Below are 18,192 nucleotides of genomic sequence, written 5' to 3' on the forward strand. Positions count from 1 at the left end.
TACGAGTGCGGGTCCGTTGTGGCTGGTCGCGCAGTTCCCCGCGCCCCTGGGTCAGTCGGACTCGACGACCGCCAAGAGGGCGCCCATCTCTACTTGTCGTCCGAGGCCCGCCGGGAGTGCGGTCAGCCTCCCTGTCACCGGGGCGGTGATCCTGTGTTCCATCTTCATGGCCTCCAGCCACAGCAACGGCTGGCCCGCCTGGACGGTGGTGCCCTCGGTCAGGCCCTCCGCGACGCGGACGACCGTGCCCGGCATGGGGGCCAGGAGGGAGCCGGGGACGTGCTGGGTGGTGGGGTCGGGGAAGCGGGGCAGGGCGGTGAGGCGCGTGGTGTTGACGTGCACGTGGTCGCCGTAGCGGGCGATGTCGAAGGGGCGTTGTACGCCGTCCGCTTCGAGGACGACCCGGTCGGGGCCCGCGTGGACGACGCGGACGCCCTCGGCGGTGAGGCCCGTGCGGGTGTGCCCGTAACGGACCTCGTGTTCCTCGCCCGCCATGGCGTACCGCTTGACCTGCGGTTGCGAGGGCAGGTTGCGCCAGCCGCCGAAGCGTCCCGCACGGGTGCTCGCGTCGGCGAGGGCGGCGGCCAGCGGGGCGAGGGGGTCGGGGGCCGGCTCGGTGAGGGCGGCGAGGTGGCGGTCGTAGAAACCCGTGTCCATGCGGCCGGAGGTGAACTCCTCGTGGCGCAGGGAGCGGACGAGGAGGTCGCGGTTGGTGACCGGGCCGTGGATCGCGGCGCGTTCCAGGGCGCCGGCGAGTCGGCGGACGGCCTCCGCGCGCGTGGGTGCGTGGGCGACCGCCTTGGCGAGCATCGGGTCGTAGTGGACGCCGATGTCGTCGCCGCCGGTGTAGCCGGTGTCCAGGCGGATGCCGTCCGGGACGGCGAGGCGGTGCAGGCGGCCGGTCTGCGGGGCCCAGCCGTTCGCCGGGTCCTCGGCGTAGAGGCGGGCCTCGACGGCGTGGCCACGCGCGCGCGGGGGGTCGTCGTCGAGGGCGTGGCCTTCGGCGATCCGGAGCTGGAGGGCGACGAGGTCGATGCCGAAGACCGCCTCTGTGACCGGGTGTTCGACCTGGAGGCGGGTGTTCATCTCCAGGAAGTGCGCCGTGCCCTCGGCGACGAGGAACTCGACGGTGCCCGCGCCGACGTAGTCGACGGCGCGGGCGGCGCGCACGGCGAGGTCGTGGAGTTCGGCGGTGAGCCCGGGGGTCAGGCCGGGCGCCGGTGCCTCCTCGATCACCTTCTGGTGGCGGCGCTGGAGGGAGCAGTCGCGGGTGCCGAGCGCCCAGACCGTGCCGTGGGTGTCGGCGAGGATCTGCACCTCGACGTGGCGGCCGTCGACCACATACGGCTCGACGAAGACCTCGCCGTCGCCGAAGGCGCTCGCGGCCTCCGCGCGGGCGGCGGTCAGTTCGGCGTCGAGGTCGGCGAGGCGGCGTACGACGCGCATGCCGCGTCCGCCGCCGCCCGCCGCCGCCTTCACCAGCACCGGCAGGTCGGCGTCGGTGACGTCGGTGAGGGGCGCGATGCCCATCAGTTCCTTGGCACGGGTCTTGGACGCCATCGCCTCGATGGCCTCGGGCGGCGGTCCGATCCACACCAGCCCCGCGTCGCGTACGGCGCGCGCGAAGTCGGCGTTCTCGGAGAGGAAGCCGTAGCCGGGGTGGACGGCGTCGGCTCCGGCGGCGACGGCGGCCTTCACGATCAGGTCGCCGCGCAGGTAGGTGTCGGCGGGGGCCGCGCCCGGCAGGCGTACGGCGGCGTTGGCCACGCGCGCGTGGAGGGCGTTCGCGTCGGCGTCCGAGTGCACGGCGACGGTGCGGATGCCCGACTCGCGGCAGGTGCCGAAGACGCGGCAGGCGATCTCGCCGCGGTTGGCGACGAGGACGGAAGTGATCACTGGTTACTCACCCTCACATGCGGAAGACGCCGAAGCCGCCGCGCGCGCCCTCGTAGGGGGCGGTGTGGACGGCGGACAGGCACAGGCCGAGGACGGTGCGGGTGTCGCGGGGGTCGATGACGCCGTCGTCGTAGAGCCGCCCGGACAGGAACATGGGCAGCGACTCGGACTCGATCTGCTGCTCCACCATGGCGCGCAGGGCGGCGTCGCCCTCGTCGTCGTACGGCTGTCCCTTCGCGGCGGCGGACTGGCGGGCGACGATGGACAGGACGCCGGCGAGCTGCTGCGGGCCCATGACGGCGGACTTGGCGCTGGGCCAGGCGAAGAGGAAGCGCGGGTCGTAGGCGCGGCCGCACATGCCGTAGTGGCCGGCGCCGTAGGAGGCGCCCAGGAGGACGGACAGGTGGGGGACGCGGGAGTTGGAGACCGCGTTGATCATCATGGCGCCGTGCTTGATGATGCCGCCCTGCTCGTACTCCTTGCCGACCATGTAGCCGGTGGTGTTGTGGAGGAACAGGAGCGGGATGTCGCGCTGGTTGGCGAGCTGGATGAACTGGGCGGCCTTCTGGGACTCCTCGCTGAACAGGACTCCCCGGGCGTTGGCGAGGATGCCGACCGGGTAGCCGTGCAGGGCCGCCCAGCCGGTGGTCAGGCTGGTCCCGTACAGCGGCTTGAACTCGTCGAAGTCGGAGGCGTCGACGATCCGGGCGATCACCTCGCGCGGGTCGAAGGGGGTGCGCAGGTCGCCGGGGACGATGCCGAGGAGTTCCTCGGGGTCGTACGTGGGCGGCTCGGCCGGCGACGGGTCGGCGTACGCCTTGCGGTGGTTGAGCCGGGCGACGACGCGGCGGGCCTGGCGCAGGGCGTCGGGCTCGTCGACGGCGAAGTGGTCGGCGAGGCCGGAGGTGCGGGCGTGCATCTCGGCGCCGCCCAGCGACTCGTCGTCGCTCTCCTCGCCGGTGGCCATCTTGACCAGCGGCGGGCCGCCGAGGAACACCTTGGCGCGCTCCTTGACCATGATGGTGTGGTCGGACATGCCGGGGATGTAGGCGCCGCCGGCCGTGGAGTTGCCGAAGACGACGGCGATCGTGGGGATGCCGGCCGCCGACAGCCGGGTGAGGTCGCGGAAGATCGCGCCGCCCGGGATGAAGATCTCCTTCTGGGAGGGCAGGTCGGCGCCGCCCGACTCCACCAGGCTGATGCAGGGCAGCCGGTTGGCGAGCGCGATGTCGTTGGCGCGCAGGGCCTTCTTCAGCGACCAGGGGTTGCTGGCGCCGCCGCGCACGGTCGGGTCGTTGGCGGTGATCAGGCACTCGACGCCCTCGACGACACCGATGCCGGTGACGAGGGAGGCGCCGACGGTGTACTCGCTGCCCCAGGCCGCGAGCGGCGACAGCTCCAGGAAGGGCGTGTCGGGGTCGAGGAGCAGCTCGATGCGCTCGCGGGCGAGGAGCTTGCCGCGCTTCCGGTGCCGGGCGACGTACTTCTCGCCGCCGCCCGCGAGGGCCTTGGCGTGTTCGGCGTCCAGGTCGGCGAGCTTGGCGAGCATGGCCTCGCGGTGCGCGCGGTGGTCGGGGTCGGCGGGGTCCAGGGCGGAGGCGAGGACGGTCACGGCAGGACCTCCGGGGCGGGGGTGTACGGCGGGGCGGTCACAGCAGGCTCTCCGGGATGTCCAGGTGCCGGGCGCGCAGCCATTCGCCGAGCGCCTTGGCCTGCGGGTCGAAACGGGCCTGCGCGGCGACGCCCTCGCCGAGGATGCCCTCGACGACGAAGTTGAGGGCGCGCAGGTTCGGGAGCCGGTGCCGGGTGACGGGCAGGTCGCGGGCCTCGGGGATCAGTTCGCGGAACCGGTCGGCGGTCAGCGCGTGGGCGAGCCAGCGCCAGGCGTCGTCGGTTCTGGCCCATACGCCGACGTTGGCGTTGCCGCCCTTGTCGCCGCTGCGGGCGCCGGCGACGAGGCCGAGGGGGGCGCGGCGGACGGGCCCCGGTGGGAGCGGCTGCGGGAGGGGTGGTTCCGGCACCGGTGCCGGTACGGCGGTGTGCTGGTCCGGTGGTGGTGACACGCTCACGCGCCGCCCGTCGTGGAGGACGGCCACATGGTCGACGGCCCCATGGGGGACGTACACATCCTCGAAGACCCCATAGGGCGCGCCCTTTCCAGGTGGCGCGAGCACATGGAATCCGGGGTAGCCGGCGAGGGCCAGCTCGATCGCGGCGCCGCTCAGCGCCCGTCCCACGGCCTGCTGGTCGGCGTCCCGGACGACGAGCCTCAGCAGGGCGCTGGCCGTCTCCTCGGTGGGCGCGTCGGGCCGGTCGGTGCGGACCAGGTCCCAGCGGACGTCGGTGATCCTGCCGAGGGCGGGTTCCATCTGCGTCCGGACCAGATCGGCCTTGGCCTCGACGTCCAGGCCGGTGAGGACGAAGGCGACCTCGTTGCGGAAGCCGCCGAGGCGGTTCAGCCCGACCTTGAGGGTGGGGGGCGGAGCCTCGCCGCGCACGCCCTCCACCCGGACGCGGTCGGGCCCGTCCTGGCTCAGGCGTACGGTGTCCAGCCGGGCGGTGACGTCGGGTCCGGCGTACCGGGCGCCGCCCGTCTCGTACAGCAGCTGGGCGGTGACCGTGCCGACGTCGACGAAGCCGCCGGTGCCGTCGTGCTTGGTGAGGACCGAGGTGCCGTCGGCGTGCAGTTCGGCGAGCGGGAAGCCGGGGCGCCGTACGTCGCCGTCCTGGAAGAAGGCGTAGTTGCCGCCGGTCGCCTGTGCCCCGCATTCCAGCAGGTGCCCGGCGACGACCGCGCCCGCGAGCCGGTCGTACTCCGTGGGGCCCCAGCCGAAGTGCGCGGCGGCGGGCCCGGTGACCAGGGCGGCGTCGGTGACCCGGCCGGTGACCACCACGTCCGCGCCGGCCCGCAGGCACGCGGCGATGCCGAAGCCGCCCAGGTAGGCGTGCGCGGCCAGCGTGCCCGGGTGGGCGGCGGTGCGGTCGTCGCCCTCGACGTGCGCGACGCGGACGGGGATGCCGAGGCGGTCGGCGAGCGCCCGTACGGCGTCGGCGAGACCGGCGGGATTGAGTCCCCCGGCATTGGTGACGATCCTGACGCCCCGCTCGTGGGCGAGTCCGAGGCACTCCTCCAACTGCCGCAGAAAGGTACGGGCGTACCCGGCGTCCGGGTTCTTCAGCCGGTCCCGGCCGAGGATGAGCATGGTCAGCTCGGCGAGGTAGTCGCCGGTGAGGACGTCCAGCGGGCCGTCGGCGAGCATCTCGCGCATGGCGTCGAAGCGGTCGCCGTAGAAGCCGGAGGCGTTGCCGACGCGGAGCACGCTCACCGGGGCTCCCCCTGCGCCGGGCGTCCGGCTCCCGGCGGGCGTCCGGCTCCGGGCGGTCCGGCGAAGGCCTGGGCGATGTCCAGCCAGCGGTCGGCGTCCGGGCCCTCGGCGGTGAGGGCGAGGTCGGCGCGGTGGGCGCGCTGGGTGGCCAGCAGGCAGAAGTCGAGCGCGGGGCCGGTGACGCGCTGGGTGGCGTCCTCGGGGCCGTACGTCCACAGGTCGCCGCCGGGGCCGGTGAGTTCGACGCGGAACGGCTCGGCGGGCGGGGTGAGTCCGTGGGTGGCGTGGGCGAAGTCCCGGGCGCGGACGCCGATGCGGGCGACGTGCCGCAGTCGGCCGGTCGGCGGGCGGGTCACGCCGAGGGCGGCCGCGATGTCCAGGCCGTGGGCCCAGGTCTCCATCAGGCGTGCGGTGGCCATGGAGGCGGTGGCCATGGGCGGGCCGTACCAGGGGAAACGGGCGCCGGGGGCGGCGGTGCGCAGCGCCTCGTCGAGGGCGGCGCGGCCCTCCCGCCAGGCCGTGAGCAGCGCGGCGGGGTCCTGCTTCGCCCCCTCCTCGGCGCCGTCGTCGACGTACCGGTCGGGTGCGGCGAGCGCCTGCTCGACCAGTGCCCTGAACCCGTCCTCGTCGGTGACCGCGGCCAGGGCGGCCCGGTCGGTCCAGTTCAGGTGCGCGATCTGGTGGGCGATCGTCCAGCCGGGCGCCGGGGTGGCCCGGCGCCAGCCCTCGGGGCTCAACTCGGCGACCAGGGCGTCGAGTTCCTCACTCTCCTCGCGCAGGTCGTCGATCACGGGTGTCGGGTCGGACACGGTCGCTCCCCTCGGCACGGCGGCGTGCGGCGCGGTGTGGTGAGGAGCATGGCAGGGGCGGCATTAACAATCAAGCATGCTTGCATGATTTTGCGCGACGGCCGGGCGCCCGGGGATCTCCGGACAGGGCACGGCTTTGGATCGGCGCGGTCACCCGGCCGCCGGCCAGACCGTCATGTCGAACGTGAGGAAACCGTCCTCCCGCATGGCGGTCGACTTGACCTGGATGACCAGCAGCGCGATGTCTCCGTTGCGGTGCTTGACGCAGATTTCGCTACCCGCGGCCTTGTCGGCCAGCAGAAGCTCGCGGGAGGCCTCCGGGTCGGAGGTCAGCCGACGGCACGTCTCGTACGTGGCGCCGGGGCCGAGGACATTTTCGACCATCACGCTGGTGTCGCTCTTCAGCTCGCAGCCCGCGTTCTCGCAGCCGAAGCGGATGTCTCCCTTGCGGTCCTTGCTCTCCTTGCCGTTGTGGAGGATCAGCGAGTTGTCGTTCCCCAGCATCGGGGCGTAGTAGGCGTGGGCCGCCGGTGCCGTGGTCGTGGCCGTGGGCCCGTCGGACCCCGTGTCCGACGTGTCGGCGGACGAGGCGGCACCCGGCCCGGTCGACGACTCGGCCTCCCCCGCCGACGCCGCCCCCTCCGCCACCGGACGGGGTGTACCGGACGCCGACGCGACCGCGTCCCGGGCCCGGTCCAGGCCGCGCCCCGCCGCGTCCAGGAGGGCCGTTCCGGCGGCGATCACGAGGCCGCACGCGACGACGGCGGCGGCCGTGATCAGGACGGCGTTCCTCCGGCGGCGCCTGCGCTCCTTCGGCCCGTCCGGCCGCCGCGGCACGAACGGGCCGCCCGGTCCGGCGGCGCCCGGCCAGGGCGGGGGGACGGTGCCCGGTGCAACATTCCCCTCCGGGACGGTCCACGGCGTGGTGTGCACCGCGGTCGGGCCCGGGGCGGCGACCGGAGCCGCGGCGGTCGCGGGCCCCGTGGCCGCGGCCGGCGGCGGGACCGTCACCGGCGGCCCCGCGATCTCCCGCCATCCGGCCGGACCGGCGCCCTCCCCGCCGTCCCGGCCCAGTTCCCGGCGGCACCACTCGACGATCTCCGCGGGGGTGGCCCGCTCCTCGGGGGCCGTCGCCAGGCAGCGGCCGAGCAGGTCACGCAGGCGTTCGGGCAGCTCGGAGAGGTCGGGCTCGGAGTGGACGATCCGGTACAGCACGGTGGCGGCCGGTCCGTCGCCGTACAGGGGCTTGCCCAGCGCCGCGAACGCGGCCGTCTGCCCGAGCGAGAAGACGTCGGTGGCCGCCGTGATGGCGCCCGCGGAGGCCTGCTCGGGGGCCATGTACTGGGGCGTGCCGATGGTGGTGCCGGTGGCGGTGTGCGCGGTGCTGTCGGCGGCGAGCGAGATGCCGAAGTCGATGACGCGCGGTCCGTCGGCGGCCAGCAGGACGTTGGCCGGTTTGAGGTCCCGGTGCACGATCCCCGCCGCGTGGATGGCCTGAAGGGCCTCGGCGACCCCCGCCATCAGCCAGAGCACGGCGGGCACCGGCAGCGGCCCGCTCCGGGCGACGGCGCCCGCCAGGGAGGGCCCCGGCACGTACAGGGTGGCCAGCCAGGGCGGGGTGCCGTCCGGGTCGGCGTCGATCAGTTCGGCGGTGTAGGCGCCCTTCACTCTGCGGGCTGCCGTGATCTCCCGGCCGAAACGCCGCCGGAAGGTCGCGTCGTCGGCCAGTTCCGACCGTACGACCTTGATGGCCACGGGCCGGCCGCCCCGGGTGTGCGACAGGTACACCCGGCCCATGCCGCCCGCTCCGAGCCGGGCCGCCAGACGGTAACCGGCCACCGTGCGCGGATCGTCGCCCTGCAAGGGCTGGAAGACCTCGGCCGTGTGATTCATCGGTTCCCTCCCCATGATCCCGATGAGCTGACCAGGTACGCAGCCTATGCGGTGCGGCCGTCACCGGGCGCCGGAGGGGGCACCCTCCCCCGCGGCCCCGCGGTCACCCGGCCGTCAGTACGGCGAACTCGGCGTCGGCCCGCTCGGTGACGAGCGCGAGGACGCGGCCGGCGGCGGCCAGGTCCTCGGCGGGTATCCCGCCCCAGATGCGGGCGCCGACGGGCGCGACCGCCGCGCCGACGGCGGCGAGCAGTTCGCGCCCGGCGTCGGTGGCGGGCAGGTGCGCGCCGTCCGCGACCAGCAGCCCCTTGTCCAGCAGCCCGTCGACGACGGTCCGGATGCCGGCCGGGTCGGCCTTGAGGGCGCCGCGCACCTCGGCGACGAGGCCGTCCCGCGTCGGCGGGGTCTGGGCGGTGACCGCGGCACGCAGGACCACTTGCTGCTGGAAGGTGACGCCGTGCCGGGCCAGGATCTGCTCCAGTACCCCGCGGGCGGCGTAGTGCGCCAGGCCGAGGGCACGGGCGTCTGCCGGTGGCGCGTCCGCGGTCGCCGCGTCCGTGGTCGCCGCGTCGGTGGTCGGCGCGGTGGGTGTGGTGGGCGTGGTGGTGGTCATGACGTCGTCCTCCGGGTGCTCTCGTCGTTCGGTACGGGTGGAGCGAGAGGTGCGTCGAGCAGGGTCGTCAGTTCGTCGGTGAAGGCGCGCGTCCGTGCGGCGTCGAGGCCCCCGAGCGGCTCCAGCATCCGCTGGAGCAGTTCCTGGACCATCGTGATCGCCTCCCGCGTGACGGACTCGCCCCGTTCGGTGAGGGCGAGCTGCACGGCCCGCGGGTCCCGGGGGTCGCGGGTACGCTCGATCAGCCCCGCCGCCTCCAAGGCTCGCGCCAGCTTCGAGACGTACAGCGCCTCCAGCCCCGTGTGGTCGGCGAGTCGGCGCTGACTGGGCCGCTCACCGGCGCGCTGCATGCCGTACAGCGAGGCGACCACCGAGTACTGGGCGTGCGTGAGGCCCAGGGGAGCCACCGCGCGATCGACGGCGACCCGCCACTTGTTGGCGAGCCGCCACACGAGGAAGCCGGGCGTCGCATGCCGTGAACCCTTGCTCATACGAAATACCGTACATGGCTACTATGTACATGGCTACTGAATTGCCACCGAGACGGACCGCCGAGACGGATCACCGCGATCGGCCGGACGAGGCCTGGGACTACTCGGGAAGCGCCTTCGCCCGGCGCCGCCCCACCTGGGTCCGCACCGCTCCCATGCTCGCCGCGATGACCAGGGCGATGGCGGCGGACTGGGTGGCGGTCAGTGCCTGGTCGAGGATGAGGAAACCGGCCGCCGCGGCGATGGCGGGCTCCAGGCTCATGAGGATGGCGAAGGTCGGCGCTGGCAGACGGCGCAGCGCGAGGAGTTCGAGGGTGTAGGGCAGGACGGAGGAGAGCAGGGCGACGCCGGCGCCCAGCGTGAGCGTCACCGGGTCGATCAGCTTCGACCCCGACTCGACGATGCCGAGCGGCAGGAACAGCAGCGCGCCGACCGCCATCGCCAGCGCCAGCCCGTCGGCCTGCGGGAAGCGGCGTCCGGTGCGGGCACTGAAGACGATGTACGCCGCCCACATGGCGCCCGCCGCCAGGGCGAAGGCGGCACCGGCCGGGTCGAGGCCGTCGAAGCCGCCGCCGCCCAGCAGGAAGACACCGGCCAGGGCGAGCGCGGCCCAGACCAGGTTCATCGCACGGCGGGAGGCGAAGACGGACAGGGCGAGCGGGCCGAGCACCTCCAGGGTGACCGCGGGGCCGAGCGGGATGCGGTCGACGGCCTGGTAGAAGAGGCCGTTCATGCCGGCCATGGCGATGCCGAAGACGACGACCGTGCCCCAGTCGGCCCGGGAGTGGCCGCGCAGCCGGGGCCGGCAGACCAGGAGCATGACGACGGCGGCCACGGCGAGCCGCAGGGTCACCACGCCGAGCGCCCCGGCCCGCGGCATCAGACTCACCGCCAGCGCGGCGCCGAACTGCACGGAGATGCCACCGGCGAGGACCAGGCCGACGGGTCCGAGGGCGCCGAACCGTCCGCCCGGCGCGCCGTCCGGCATCAGCGCGTGACCGACGGCGGGCGCGGCGGCCGCGGACGAGGTGCCGGGGGTGGTGCTGGGGGTACTCACGGGGGGCTCCGGGACGGTGTACGGAAGGGCGTCGTTCAGCATACTGCACTACACGGTCCAGAGTAATGGACCATGTCAGGCACGTAGCCGTTTTACGCAACTGTCGGGGCCGGGGTGTCCGGCTGTCAACGCGCGTCCGTCAGGCGAGCCGGGACCGCCCGGAGCACTCCCGCCCACCCCCGCCCGGCCCCCCACCGAGCGGGTACCGTCCACCGGGTGAGACGACTCCTGACCCGCCTCTGGCGCCTGCTGCGGCCCGTCCAGAGCCGCCTGATGTGGCTGGTGAACGCCAAGTTCGTGGTCGGCGTGACCGGCGTCGTGCGGGACGACGAGGGGCGGGTCCTGATGCTGAAGCACCGGTTGTGGCCGCCGGGCCGTCAGTGGGGTCTGCCGAGCGGCTTCGCGCACAAGGGCGAGGACTTCCGGCAGACCGTCGTCCGGGAGGTCAGGGAGGAGACCGGGCTGGACGTGGAGGCGGGCCGGCTGGTCATGCTCAACAGCGGCCTGCGCACCCGCCTGGAGGTGGCGTACGAGGCCCGGCTCCTGGGCGGCGAGCTGCGCCTCGACCCCTTCGAGATCCTGGAGGCCCGCTGGTGCCGCCCGGACGAACTGCCCGAGGACGTCCAGCCGGTGTGCCGTCCGCTGGTGCGGGGCGAGACCGTCCCCTGAGCGGACTCCCCCGGCCCGGCCGCCCCCACGGCACCCGGCCACAGCCGAATGCGGAGTACCGCCCGTGCTTTTCGACGTCTCCCGCGGCGAACTCGCCGACACCTTCGGCGAGCACCGGCTCGCGACCCTGCCCGCCTCCGCCTTCCCGCCGCTCGCGGCGGACACCGAGGGCGCCCGCCTCCTGCGAACCGTCGGCGCCCCCACCGGAACGCTCCTGCTGCGCGCGCCCGACGAGGAGTCCGGTCGGCTGCCCCTCGTCCGGGACGTCGTCCACGCCGAGGACTTCGAGGCCGCCTCCCGGGACGCGGGCGGATGGCCCGTCATCGGCTGGCTCCTCAACGCCCACCTCGCCCTGGACCCCGGCAGCGGCACGGTGTACGCCTTCGACCCCGACGAGGAGACGGTGCGGAAGCTCCACACGGACGTCTCCTCCCTGGTCCGGGTCACCGCCCGGTTCCAGCGCCTGCTGGAGGAGTTCACCTTCGCCGACGACGAGGACGAGGAGGCCGGCTTCGAGCGCCTGGAGCGCGCCGTCGAACGCGTCCGCCGGGAGACGCACGACGTCGACCCGCTCCCCTTCCAGGACGACGAGACGGTCTGGTCGGTGGTCGGCGAGGAGATCGCCATGGGGCAGCGCTTCGCGGGCGACAGCCCCGGAGCCCGTTCGCTCTACGGGTGAGGCCGGGCGACCGCCGCGCGACCGCCCGGCCGGGTGCCGGCGGTCACCCCATGCTCTTGGCGCCGTCCAGCGCCTCGCGGATGATGTCCGCGTGGCCGGCGTGCTGGGCGGTCTCGGCGATGACGTGCAGCAGCACCCGGCGCGCCGACCACTCGGTGTCGGCCTCGAACCACGGCGCCTTCGGCAGCGGATGGGCGGCGCCCAGGTCGGGCAGAGCGGCGATCAGCTCCTCGGTCCGGCGGGCCACCTCGGCGTAGTCGTCCAGCACACCGGCCAGCGTCTCGCCGGGCAGCATCTTGAACTCGTCGGCCCGCCGGGCCCAGTCGGCCTCGGTCATGGCCGTGAAGTCGCCCATCGCGGAGGGGCCGTTCACGATGAAGTCGGTCCAGTTCCGCTCGGCCGCGGCCGTGTGCTTGATCAGGCCGCCCAGGCACAGCTCACTGACGGTGGTCCGCAGGCCGGCCTGCTCGTCGGTGAGATCACGGGTGGTGAAGCGCAGGAAGTGCCGGTGCTTGGCCAGCGTCTCCAGCAGGTCGGCACGCTCGCCGGTGAGGGGCTTGGTGGTGGCCTCGGTGGTGGGCTCGGTGGTGGGCTCGGTCGTGGTCATGGGGTCTCCGCCTTCCGCTGTTCCTGCTCCGTCGGTCGAGGACCACGCTATGGCCGATCTAGGTCAATCCATGTCCTAGATCGGGCCCGGAGCGCCTAGGGGGTGTCGTTTGGATCAGGCCGGCCGCGGCCGACGGTGCCTTGTGGCCGACCCGAGCGGGGTCTGGTGCGTGCAGCTGCAAGGCGGAGGAGGGCGACAGGGCGGAGCCCTGGCAACCGACGACAACGCCGCAGATGGGCGTGCCAGACCCCGCGACCCCGGCAAGATCCAGACGACACCCCCTAGTGGGCGATCTCCCCGCCGCCCATCAGCAGGTCCAGCCCCTTGGTGTCGTCGAAGGTGCCCTCGGTCAGCCGGGTGACGCCGGTCGTGGACGGCCCCTCGGCGGTGCCCCGCAGCAGGTAGGCGACGCCCTCGACCGTGTCGCTGCCCGGCGCGGTCACCACGAGGTCGGCCCGGCCGTCGCCGCCCAGGTCGGTGAGGCCCACGACGGCGCCGAAGTCCGCGTCCCCGCCCTGCGCGGCGCCGAGGTCGCCCCCGTCGAACAGCCGGGCGCCCGCACCGCTGAGCCCGTCCGGGCCCCCCGCGAGGAACAGCACCTGTTCCGGCCCGGGCTCCCCGTACACGTCCCACCGGGGAGCCCCGGCCACCACGTCCGCGTACCCGTCTCCGTTGACGTCCCCGGTGTCCAGGCTGGTGAGGACGGCGTCCTCGTCCTGGGGCTCCGCGCCGGGCACGCCGGGGGTGTCGCGGTCGACGGTGGTCGTACGCGTCCCCGGTCCGTCCTGCGACCCGTACACCACCGTCACCGAGCTCCGGCTGGCGTCGCCGCCGCGGGGACTGAGGACCAGGTCGTCGACACCGTCCCCGTCCACGTCGCCGATCGCCCCCTCGCCGGCGTCGGGGAGCCGGACGTCCCCGGGCTGCGTGAAGCCGTCCCGGCCGCCGCGCAGGTAGCTCACCGGCTGGGACCGGTCCCGCCAGGGCACCTCGCCTCCGGTGTCGGCGTCGTGGATGCTCACCAGGTCGTCGACGCCGTCGCCGTCTAGGTCCCCGGCGACGAGATCGTCGTAGTTCGCGCTCTCGACGTCCGGGGCGGGGCGGCGCGGAGCAGCGACGCGGCCCGTCCCGGCGGGGGTGCCGTCCCGCCCGAAGGGCCCCTTCAGCAGCCCCTTGTCGGAGCCGAGCCCGAAGACCAGGTCGGGGTGCCCGTCCCCGTCGAAGTCACCGCCGGCGAGCTGCTCGTCCAGGATCGGGTCGTCGCCCCAGGCGACGTGACTGCCGTCCGTCCCCGGCACCCGGACACCACGCGAGAGCCCGTCCTCGGACCCCCACATGATGATCACGCTCGGCTTCCAGTCGAAGACGGAGACGGCGAGATCGGTGTACCCGTCCCCGTCGAGGTCGCGGGCCACGACATCGCTCCCGAAGAACGACTCGTCCCGGTTCTTCCCCGGTATCCCGGCGTCGTCCTGCGTCAGGTACTGACACCGGGCGATCGAGGTCCCGTCCCCCGCCCCGTACGCGACCTCGACACTCCCCCCGCCGTACCCGCCCGGCACGTCCCCCATCGAGCCGAGCGCCAGGTCGGGGCGCCCGTCCCCGTCGAAGTCGGCGGCGCCGTCCGGCGCGGGTCGGTCCGGCGCGGGTCGGTCCGGCGCGGGTCGGTCCGGCGCGGGTCGGTCCGGCGCGGAGGAGGTGGCCGCGGTCCCGTGAGCGCCGCCGCCGGTCCCGCAGCCGTACGGCGCGGCGATGCCGGCGGACCCGTCGTCGGCGATCACCAGACCCGCGGCGACCGCCAGGGCGACGAGCGCCGCACCGCCCCCGACCACCCACGGCCGCCTACCGCCCCGCCACCGCGACACCTGCCCCTGATCACCCGGACCGTCCATACCGACGATCACGCGTCGGCCGCCGTGAGCGGTTCCGAACCCGTCCCACGGTGGCATCCCACCGCCGGTCGTCAGACCCTGGTCGTACGCCCAAGTACCCCCGCGCTCCGACGCGTTGAGCGCACCCGGACCCCTAACGTCCTCCGCATGACCGGCAGATCACGCACCTCACGCAGAACCGTCCTGACCGCACTGCTCGCGGGAGCCGTGTCCGTCCCCCTCCTGGGCGCCGCTCCCGCGTCGTCGGCACCCGCCGCCGTACTGGAGTTGCCCTCGCCCACCGGCCCCCACCCCGTCGGCCGCCGCACCCTGCACCTCGTCGACCGGCACCGCCCCGACCCCTGGGTGCCGGCGGCGCGGGGCCGGGAGCTGATGGTGTCCGTGTCCTACCCGGCACGCTCGTCCGGCGCACGCCCGGCGGCGTACATGACCCGGAGTGAGGCGCAGCGGCTCCTGGAGCTCAAGGGGCTGGCCGGGGTCGTGCCGGCCGCGACGGTCGCGGGGACGCGCACGCACGCGCAGGCCGACGCACCCCCCGCCCCGGGCCGCTTCCCTCTCGTCCTGCTGTCCCCCGGCTTCTCCGTGCCGCGCACCACGCTCACCGCGCTCGCCGTGGACGTGGCCGCCCGCGGTTACGTCGTCGCCGCCGTGGACCACGCCTACGAGTCCGTCGGGACGGAGTTCCCCGGAGGCCGGGTCCCGCCGTGCGTGGCCTGCGACCGGGTCGGCGTCGACGTCGACGAGGCGACGGTCGTGCGGGGCCGGGCCGCGGACCTCTCCTTCGTGATCGACGAGCTGACCGGCCGCCGGAGTACGGGGGCACTGGCGCGCCTGATCGACCCGGGCCGTATCGGCGTCGCCGGCCATTCGATCGGCGGAGCGGCCGCCCTGGCCACGATGGCGGCCGACCGCCGGGTACGGGCGGGGGTCAACCTGGACGGGGGCTTCTTCGTGCCGGACGCGGGACACCGCATCGGCGGACGCCCGTTCATGATGGTCGGAGCCGAGGCCGTCCACGGTCCCGGCAACACCGCCGGCGACTGGGCCGCCACCTACGACCGCCTGCACGGCTGGAAGCGCTGGCTGACCGTGTCCGGGGCCGGGCACTTCTCCTTCACCGACATCCCCTGGCTGGCGGAGCAGCTGGGGCTGCCCGATCCGCAGGTGCCGCTCCCGGGCGAACGGGGCTGGTACATCACCCGCGACTACGTCGGCGCCTTCTTCGACCTCCACCTGCGGGGCCTCCCCCAGCCCCTCCTCCACGGCCCCACGTCCTCCCACCCCGAAGTCGGGTTCCACCGGCCGTAGCGGTCCCCGACGCAACCGTCACTCCAACCGCTCCGCCAGCACCTCCGCCAGATGCCGCCCCCGCACCCCCGCCAGCTGCTCCAGCTGCGTCCGGCACGAGAAGCCGTCCGCCAGGACCACCGCGCCGTCCGGGGCCTCGCGCACCGCGGGGAGGAGCTGGTCCTCGGCGCACGCGGCCGACACCTCGTAGTGGCCGTCCTCGAAGCCGAAGTTGCCCGCGAGGCCGCAGCAGCCGCCGCTCAGCTCACCGGTCAGGCCCGCCGACTCGCGCAGGCGCCGGTCGGCCGCGTCGCCCAGGACCGCGTGCTGGTGGCAGTGGGTCTGGCCGACCGCCGGGAGGTTCACCTGCGGCGGTGTCCAGTCGGGGGCGTGCCGCTCCAGCGCTTCGGCGAAGGTCAGCACACGCGCTGCGAGCCGGGCCGCGCGCGGGTCGTCGTGCAGCAGCTCGGGCAGGTCCGTGCGCAGGGCGGCGGCGCAGCTCGGCTCCAGGACGACGACCGGCGCGGACGTCTCCAGCACCGGGGCCATCAGGTCCAGGGTGCGGCGCATCACCGCGCGGGCCCGGTCGAGTTGGCCCGTGGAGACGTACGTCAGTCCGCAGCAGACCCGGCCGCCCCGACGGGCCGTCAGCAGCGCCAGGGCCGACCTCGACGTGCCGTCCCCGACCACCGCACGTCCTCGCAGCGTCGGCGGCAGCGCCACTCGCAGCCCCGCCGCCTCCAGCACCCGTACGGCCGCCCGGCCGACGGAGGGCGAGAGGTGCTCGGTGAAGGTGTCGGGCCACAGGACCACCAGGTCACCGGTACCGGCCGGCCCCCGGCGCCTCCCGCGCCACCACCTGCTGAACGTCTCCCCCGCCAGCCGCGGCACCTCCCGTTCCCCCGCGATCCCGCCCAGCCGCTTGGCCACTGCGGCCAACGGCCGCACCGACGCCAGCGCGTTGACGACCGGCACCACCCGCGCCCGGGCCGCCCAGCGCAGCCACACCGGCAGCCACCCCATCGCGTAGTGGGCGGCGGGCCGGCGGCGCCCCTCGTAGTGGTGGTGCAGGAACTCCGCCTTGTACGTGGCCATGTCGACCTCGACCGGGCAGTCGGAGCGGCAGCCCTTGCAGGACAGGCACAGGTCCAGGGCGTCCCTGACCTCCGTCGACCGCCAGCCGTCCGTCACCAGCTCCCCGGCGAGCATCTCGTGCAGCAGCCGGGCCCGCCCGCGCGTGGAATGCGCCTCGTCCCCCGTCGCACGGAACGACGGGCACATCACGCCCGCCCCGGACACCGACGTCGTACGGCACTTGGCGACCCCGACGCAGCGGCGCACGGCCGCCGAGAAGTCGCCGCCGTCGGACGGGTAGCCGAACTCCACGTCCACCGGCTCGCGCGGCAGGACGGAGAAGCGGAGGTTCGCGTCGAGCGGCGCCGGGCGGACCAGCATGCCGGGGTTGAGGAGGTCGTCCGGGTCCCAGACCGCCTTGGCCCGCTCGAAGAGCGCCACCGTCTCGGGCCCGTACATCCTCGGCAGCAGCTCCGCCCGCGCCTGCCCGTCCCCGTGCTCCCCGGACAGCGATCCGCCGTGCGCCACCACCACGTCCGCCAGCTCCTCCGAGAAGCGGCGGAAGCGGGCGACCCCGGCCTCCGACAGCAGGTCGAAGTCGATGCGTACGTGGATGCAGCCGTCGCCGAAGTGCCCGTACGGCGTGCCGCGCAGCTCGTGGGCGGTGAGCAGGCGCCGGAAGTCGCGCAGATAGCCTCCCAGCCGGGCCGGCGGCACCGCGCAGTCCTCCCACCCCGGCCACGCCTCCGAACCGTCCGGCATCCTGGTCGCCGTACCGCTCGCGTCCTCCCGGATCCGCCACAGCGTGCGCTGCCCCGCCGGGTCGGTCACCACCAGCGCGTCCACGACGTCCGCCGCCCGGACGACCGCCTCCGCCCGCGCCCGCGCCTCCGCCTCCGTGTCGCCGCCGGTCTCCACGAACAGCCAGGCCCCGCCCCTCGGCAGCCCCTCCGTGGACGGCACCAGGTCGACCGCCATGCCCTCCACCGTGAGCGGCCCGAGCGGCAGCAGCCCGGCCGCCGCCTCCGCCGCGCCCGCCTCGTCGGTGTAGCCCAGCACCGCCAGCGCACGCGCGCGGGGCGACTCGACCAGCCGTACGACCGCCTCCGTCAGCACGCCCAGCGTGCCCTCCGAGCCGCAGAAGGACCGGGCCACGTCCGCGCCCTTCTCCGGGAGGAGGGCGTCCAGCGCGTAGCCGGAGATGCGGCGCGGGAGGTCGGGGAAGCCGGTGCGCAGGCGGGCCAGCTCGCCGTCCACCAGCTCGCGCAGGCCCTCCGGTGCCCCGGACCACTCCCGCCCGAGCCGCAGCCGCCGCCCCCGCGCGGTGAGCACGGAAAGCTCGCGCACGCTGTCCGCCGTCGTGCCCCAGGCCACCGAGTGGGAGCCGCAGGAGTTGTTGCCGATCATGCCGCCGAGCGTGCAGCGGCCGTGGGTGGAGGGGTCGGGGCCGAAACGCAGCCCGTGCGGCGCGGCGGCGTCCTGGAGACGGTCCAGGACCAGCCCCGGCTGGACGACGGCCGTACGCGCCTCCGGATCGATCCCGACCAGCCGGTTCATGTGCCGCGTGAAGTCCAGCACCACCCCCGTACCGGTCGCCTGCCCGGCGATGGACGTGCCGCCGCCCCGCGCCACGACCGGCACGCCGCGCTCCCGGCACACCTCCAGCACGGCCGCCACGTCGTCGGCGTCCCTCGGGGCCACGACACCGAGCGGGACCCGGCGGTAGTTCGAGGCGTCCATCGTGGTCAGCGCCCGGGACGTGGTGTCGAACCCGACCTCGCCGCGGACGGCCCTGCGCAGTGCTGCCTCCAGATCCGTCATGCCTCCAGCATGGGCGCTCGTAGCTCCGCACAGGTCCGCTCGGCGGAGATCTCGTCTCATCGGACGGACATGTCTTCG

General features: G+C 74.6%; 14 protein-coding genes. 3 read left to right on the top strand and 11 right to left on the bottom strand.

What is annotated here, in order from left to right; genetic code table 11:
- Positions 1 to 51 precede the first annotated feature (51 nt).
- From R2E43_RS16525 to R2E43_RS16560, 8 genes are all read right to left on the bottom strand, one after another.
- Positions 52 to 1,896 (bottom strand): acetyl/propionyl/methylcrotonyl-CoA carboxylase subunit alpha, encoded by a 1,845-nt coding sequence (locus R2E43_RS16525; RefSeq protein WP_332056314.1) that lies wholly within the window; start codon positions 1,894 to 1,896, stop codon positions 52 to 54.
- A 13-nt stretch (positions 1,897 to 1,909) separates the two neighbouring features.
- The gene (locus R2E43_RS16530; protein ID WP_332056315.1) at positions 1,910 to 3,508 is read right to left on the bottom strand and encodes an acyl-CoA carboxylase subunit beta; all 1,599 of its coding nucleotides are present in this window, start codon (positions 3,506 to 3,508) and stop codon (positions 1,910 to 1,912) included.
- 37 nt (positions 3,509 to 3,545) lie between these two features.
- A complete protein-coding gene (locus R2E43_RS16535) occupies positions 3,546 to 5,222 on the bottom strand; it encodes an acyclic terpene utilization AtuA family protein (RefSeq protein ID WP_011029617.1) in 1,677 nt (558 codons plus the stop codon).
- A complete protein-coding gene (locus R2E43_RS16540) occupies positions 5,219 to 6,031 on the bottom strand; it encodes a TIGR03084 family metal-binding protein (RefSeq protein WP_332056316.1) in 813 nt (270 codons plus the stop codon). The genes R2E43_RS16535 and R2E43_RS16540 overlap by 4 nt, the downstream gene beginning before the upstream one ends.
- Before the next feature lie 150 nt (positions 6,032 to 6,181).
- Positions 6,182 to 7,924, bottom strand: a complete 1,743-nt coding sequence (locus R2E43_RS16545) for a serine/threonine-protein kinase (RefSeq protein ID WP_011029615.1) — start codon at positions 7,922 to 7,924, stop codon at positions 6,182 to 6,184.
- Between the two features lie 103 nt (positions 7,925 to 8,027).
- On the bottom strand, positions 8,028 to 8,537 hold the full coding sequence (locus R2E43_RS16550; protein ID WP_106518287.1) for a hypothetical protein: 510 nt from the start codon (positions 8,535 to 8,537) through the stop codon (positions 8,028 to 8,030).
- A complete protein-coding gene (locus R2E43_RS16555; protein WP_003974608.1) occupies positions 8,534 to 9,028 on the bottom strand; it encodes a MarR family winged helix-turn-helix transcriptional regulator in 495 nt (164 codons plus the stop codon). The genes R2E43_RS16550 and R2E43_RS16555 overlap by 4 nt, the downstream gene beginning before the upstream one ends.
- A gap of 100 nt (positions 9,029 to 9,128) precedes the next feature.
- Positions 9,129 to 10,085 (bottom strand): EamA family transporter, encoded by a 957-nt coding sequence (locus tag R2E43_RS16560; protein WP_003974609.1) that lies wholly within the window; start codon positions 10,083 to 10,085, stop codon positions 9,129 to 9,131.
- Positions 10,086 to 10,301: 216 nt separating this feature from the next.
- Between R2E43_RS16560 and R2E43_RS16565 the strand changes: the two genes are divergently transcribed.
- Both R2E43_RS16565 and R2E43_RS16570 read left to right on the top strand, forming a co-directional pair.
- Entirely contained in the window at positions 10,302 to 10,754 is a 453-nt protein-coding gene (locus R2E43_RS16565) for an NUDIX hydrolase (RefSeq protein ID WP_016326890.1), read from the top strand.
- Between the two features lie 64 nt (positions 10,755 to 10,818).
- Positions 10,819 to 11,433, top strand: a complete 615-nt coding sequence (locus R2E43_RS16570) for an SUKH-4 family immunity protein (protein ID WP_011029612.1) — start codon at positions 10,819 to 10,821, stop codon at positions 11,431 to 11,433.
- Positions 11,434 to 11,476: 43 nt separating this feature from the next.
- On the opposite strand, the gene R2E43_RS16575 is transcribed toward R2E43_RS16570, so the two are convergent.
- Both R2E43_RS16575 and R2E43_RS16580 read right to left on the bottom strand, forming a co-directional pair.
- Positions 11,477 to 12,040, bottom strand: a complete 564-nt coding sequence (locus R2E43_RS16575) for a DinB family protein (RefSeq protein ID WP_011029611.1) — start codon at positions 12,038 to 12,040, stop codon at positions 11,477 to 11,479.
- 281 nt (positions 12,041 to 12,321) lie between these two features.
- The gene (locus R2E43_RS16580; protein ID WP_332056317.1) at positions 12,322 to 13,872 is read right to left on the bottom strand and encodes a VCBS repeat-containing protein; all 1,551 of its coding nucleotides are present in this window, start codon (positions 13,870 to 13,872) and stop codon (positions 12,322 to 12,324) included.
- A 207-nt stretch (positions 13,873 to 14,079) separates the two neighbouring features.
- Here R2E43_RS16580 and R2E43_RS16585 point away from each other — a divergent pair, with 207 nt between their 5' ends.
- On the top strand, positions 14,080 to 15,240 hold the full coding sequence (locus R2E43_RS16585) for an alpha/beta hydrolase family protein (protein WP_003974614.1): 1,161 nt from the start codon (positions 14,080 to 14,082) through the stop codon (positions 15,238 to 15,240).
- 18 nt (positions 15,241 to 15,258) lie between these two features.
- Here R2E43_RS16585 and R2E43_RS16590 read toward each other — a convergent pair whose 3' ends face one another.
- The gene (locus tag R2E43_RS16590) at positions 15,259 to 18,114 is read right to left on the bottom strand and encodes an FAD-binding and (Fe-S)-binding domain-containing protein (RefSeq protein ID WP_011029608.1); all 2,856 of its coding nucleotides are present in this window, start codon (positions 18,112 to 18,114) and stop codon (positions 15,259 to 15,261) included.
- Between the last annotated feature and the right edge of the window lie 78 nt (positions 18,115 to 18,192).

The sequence above is a fragment of the Streptomyces violaceoruber genome (assembly GCF_033406955.1).
GTDB classification, from domain to species: Bacteria; Actinomycetota; Actinomycetes; order Streptomycetales; family Streptomycetaceae; genus Streptomyces; species Streptomyces violaceoruber.

Excerpts from the sequence above, each read along its gene's own strand:
- R2E43_RS16590 (WP_011029608.1), bottom strand. The coding sequence starts at position 18,114 with ATGACGGATCTGGAGGCAGCACTGCGCAGGGCCGTCCGCGGCGAGGTC.
- R2E43_RS16585 (WP_003974614.1), top strand. The coding sequence starts at position 14,080 with ATGACCGGCAGATCACGCACCTCACGCAGAACCGTCCTGACCGCACTG.
- R2E43_RS16550 (WP_106518287.1), bottom strand. The coding sequence starts at position 8,537 with ATGACCACCACCACGCCCACCACACCCACCGCGCCGACCACCGACGCG.
- R2E43_RS16555 (WP_003974608.1), bottom strand. The coding sequence starts at position 9,028 with ATGAGCAAGGGTTCACGGCATGCGACGCCCGGCTTCCTCGTGTGGCGG.
- R2E43_RS16545 (WP_011029615.1), bottom strand. The coding sequence starts at position 7,924 with ATGAATCACACGGCCGAGGTCTTCCAGCCCTTGCAGGGCGACGATCCG.
- R2E43_RS16575 (WP_011029611.1), bottom strand. The coding sequence starts at position 12,040 with ATGACCACGACCGAGCCCACCACCGAGCCCACCACCGAGGCCACCACC.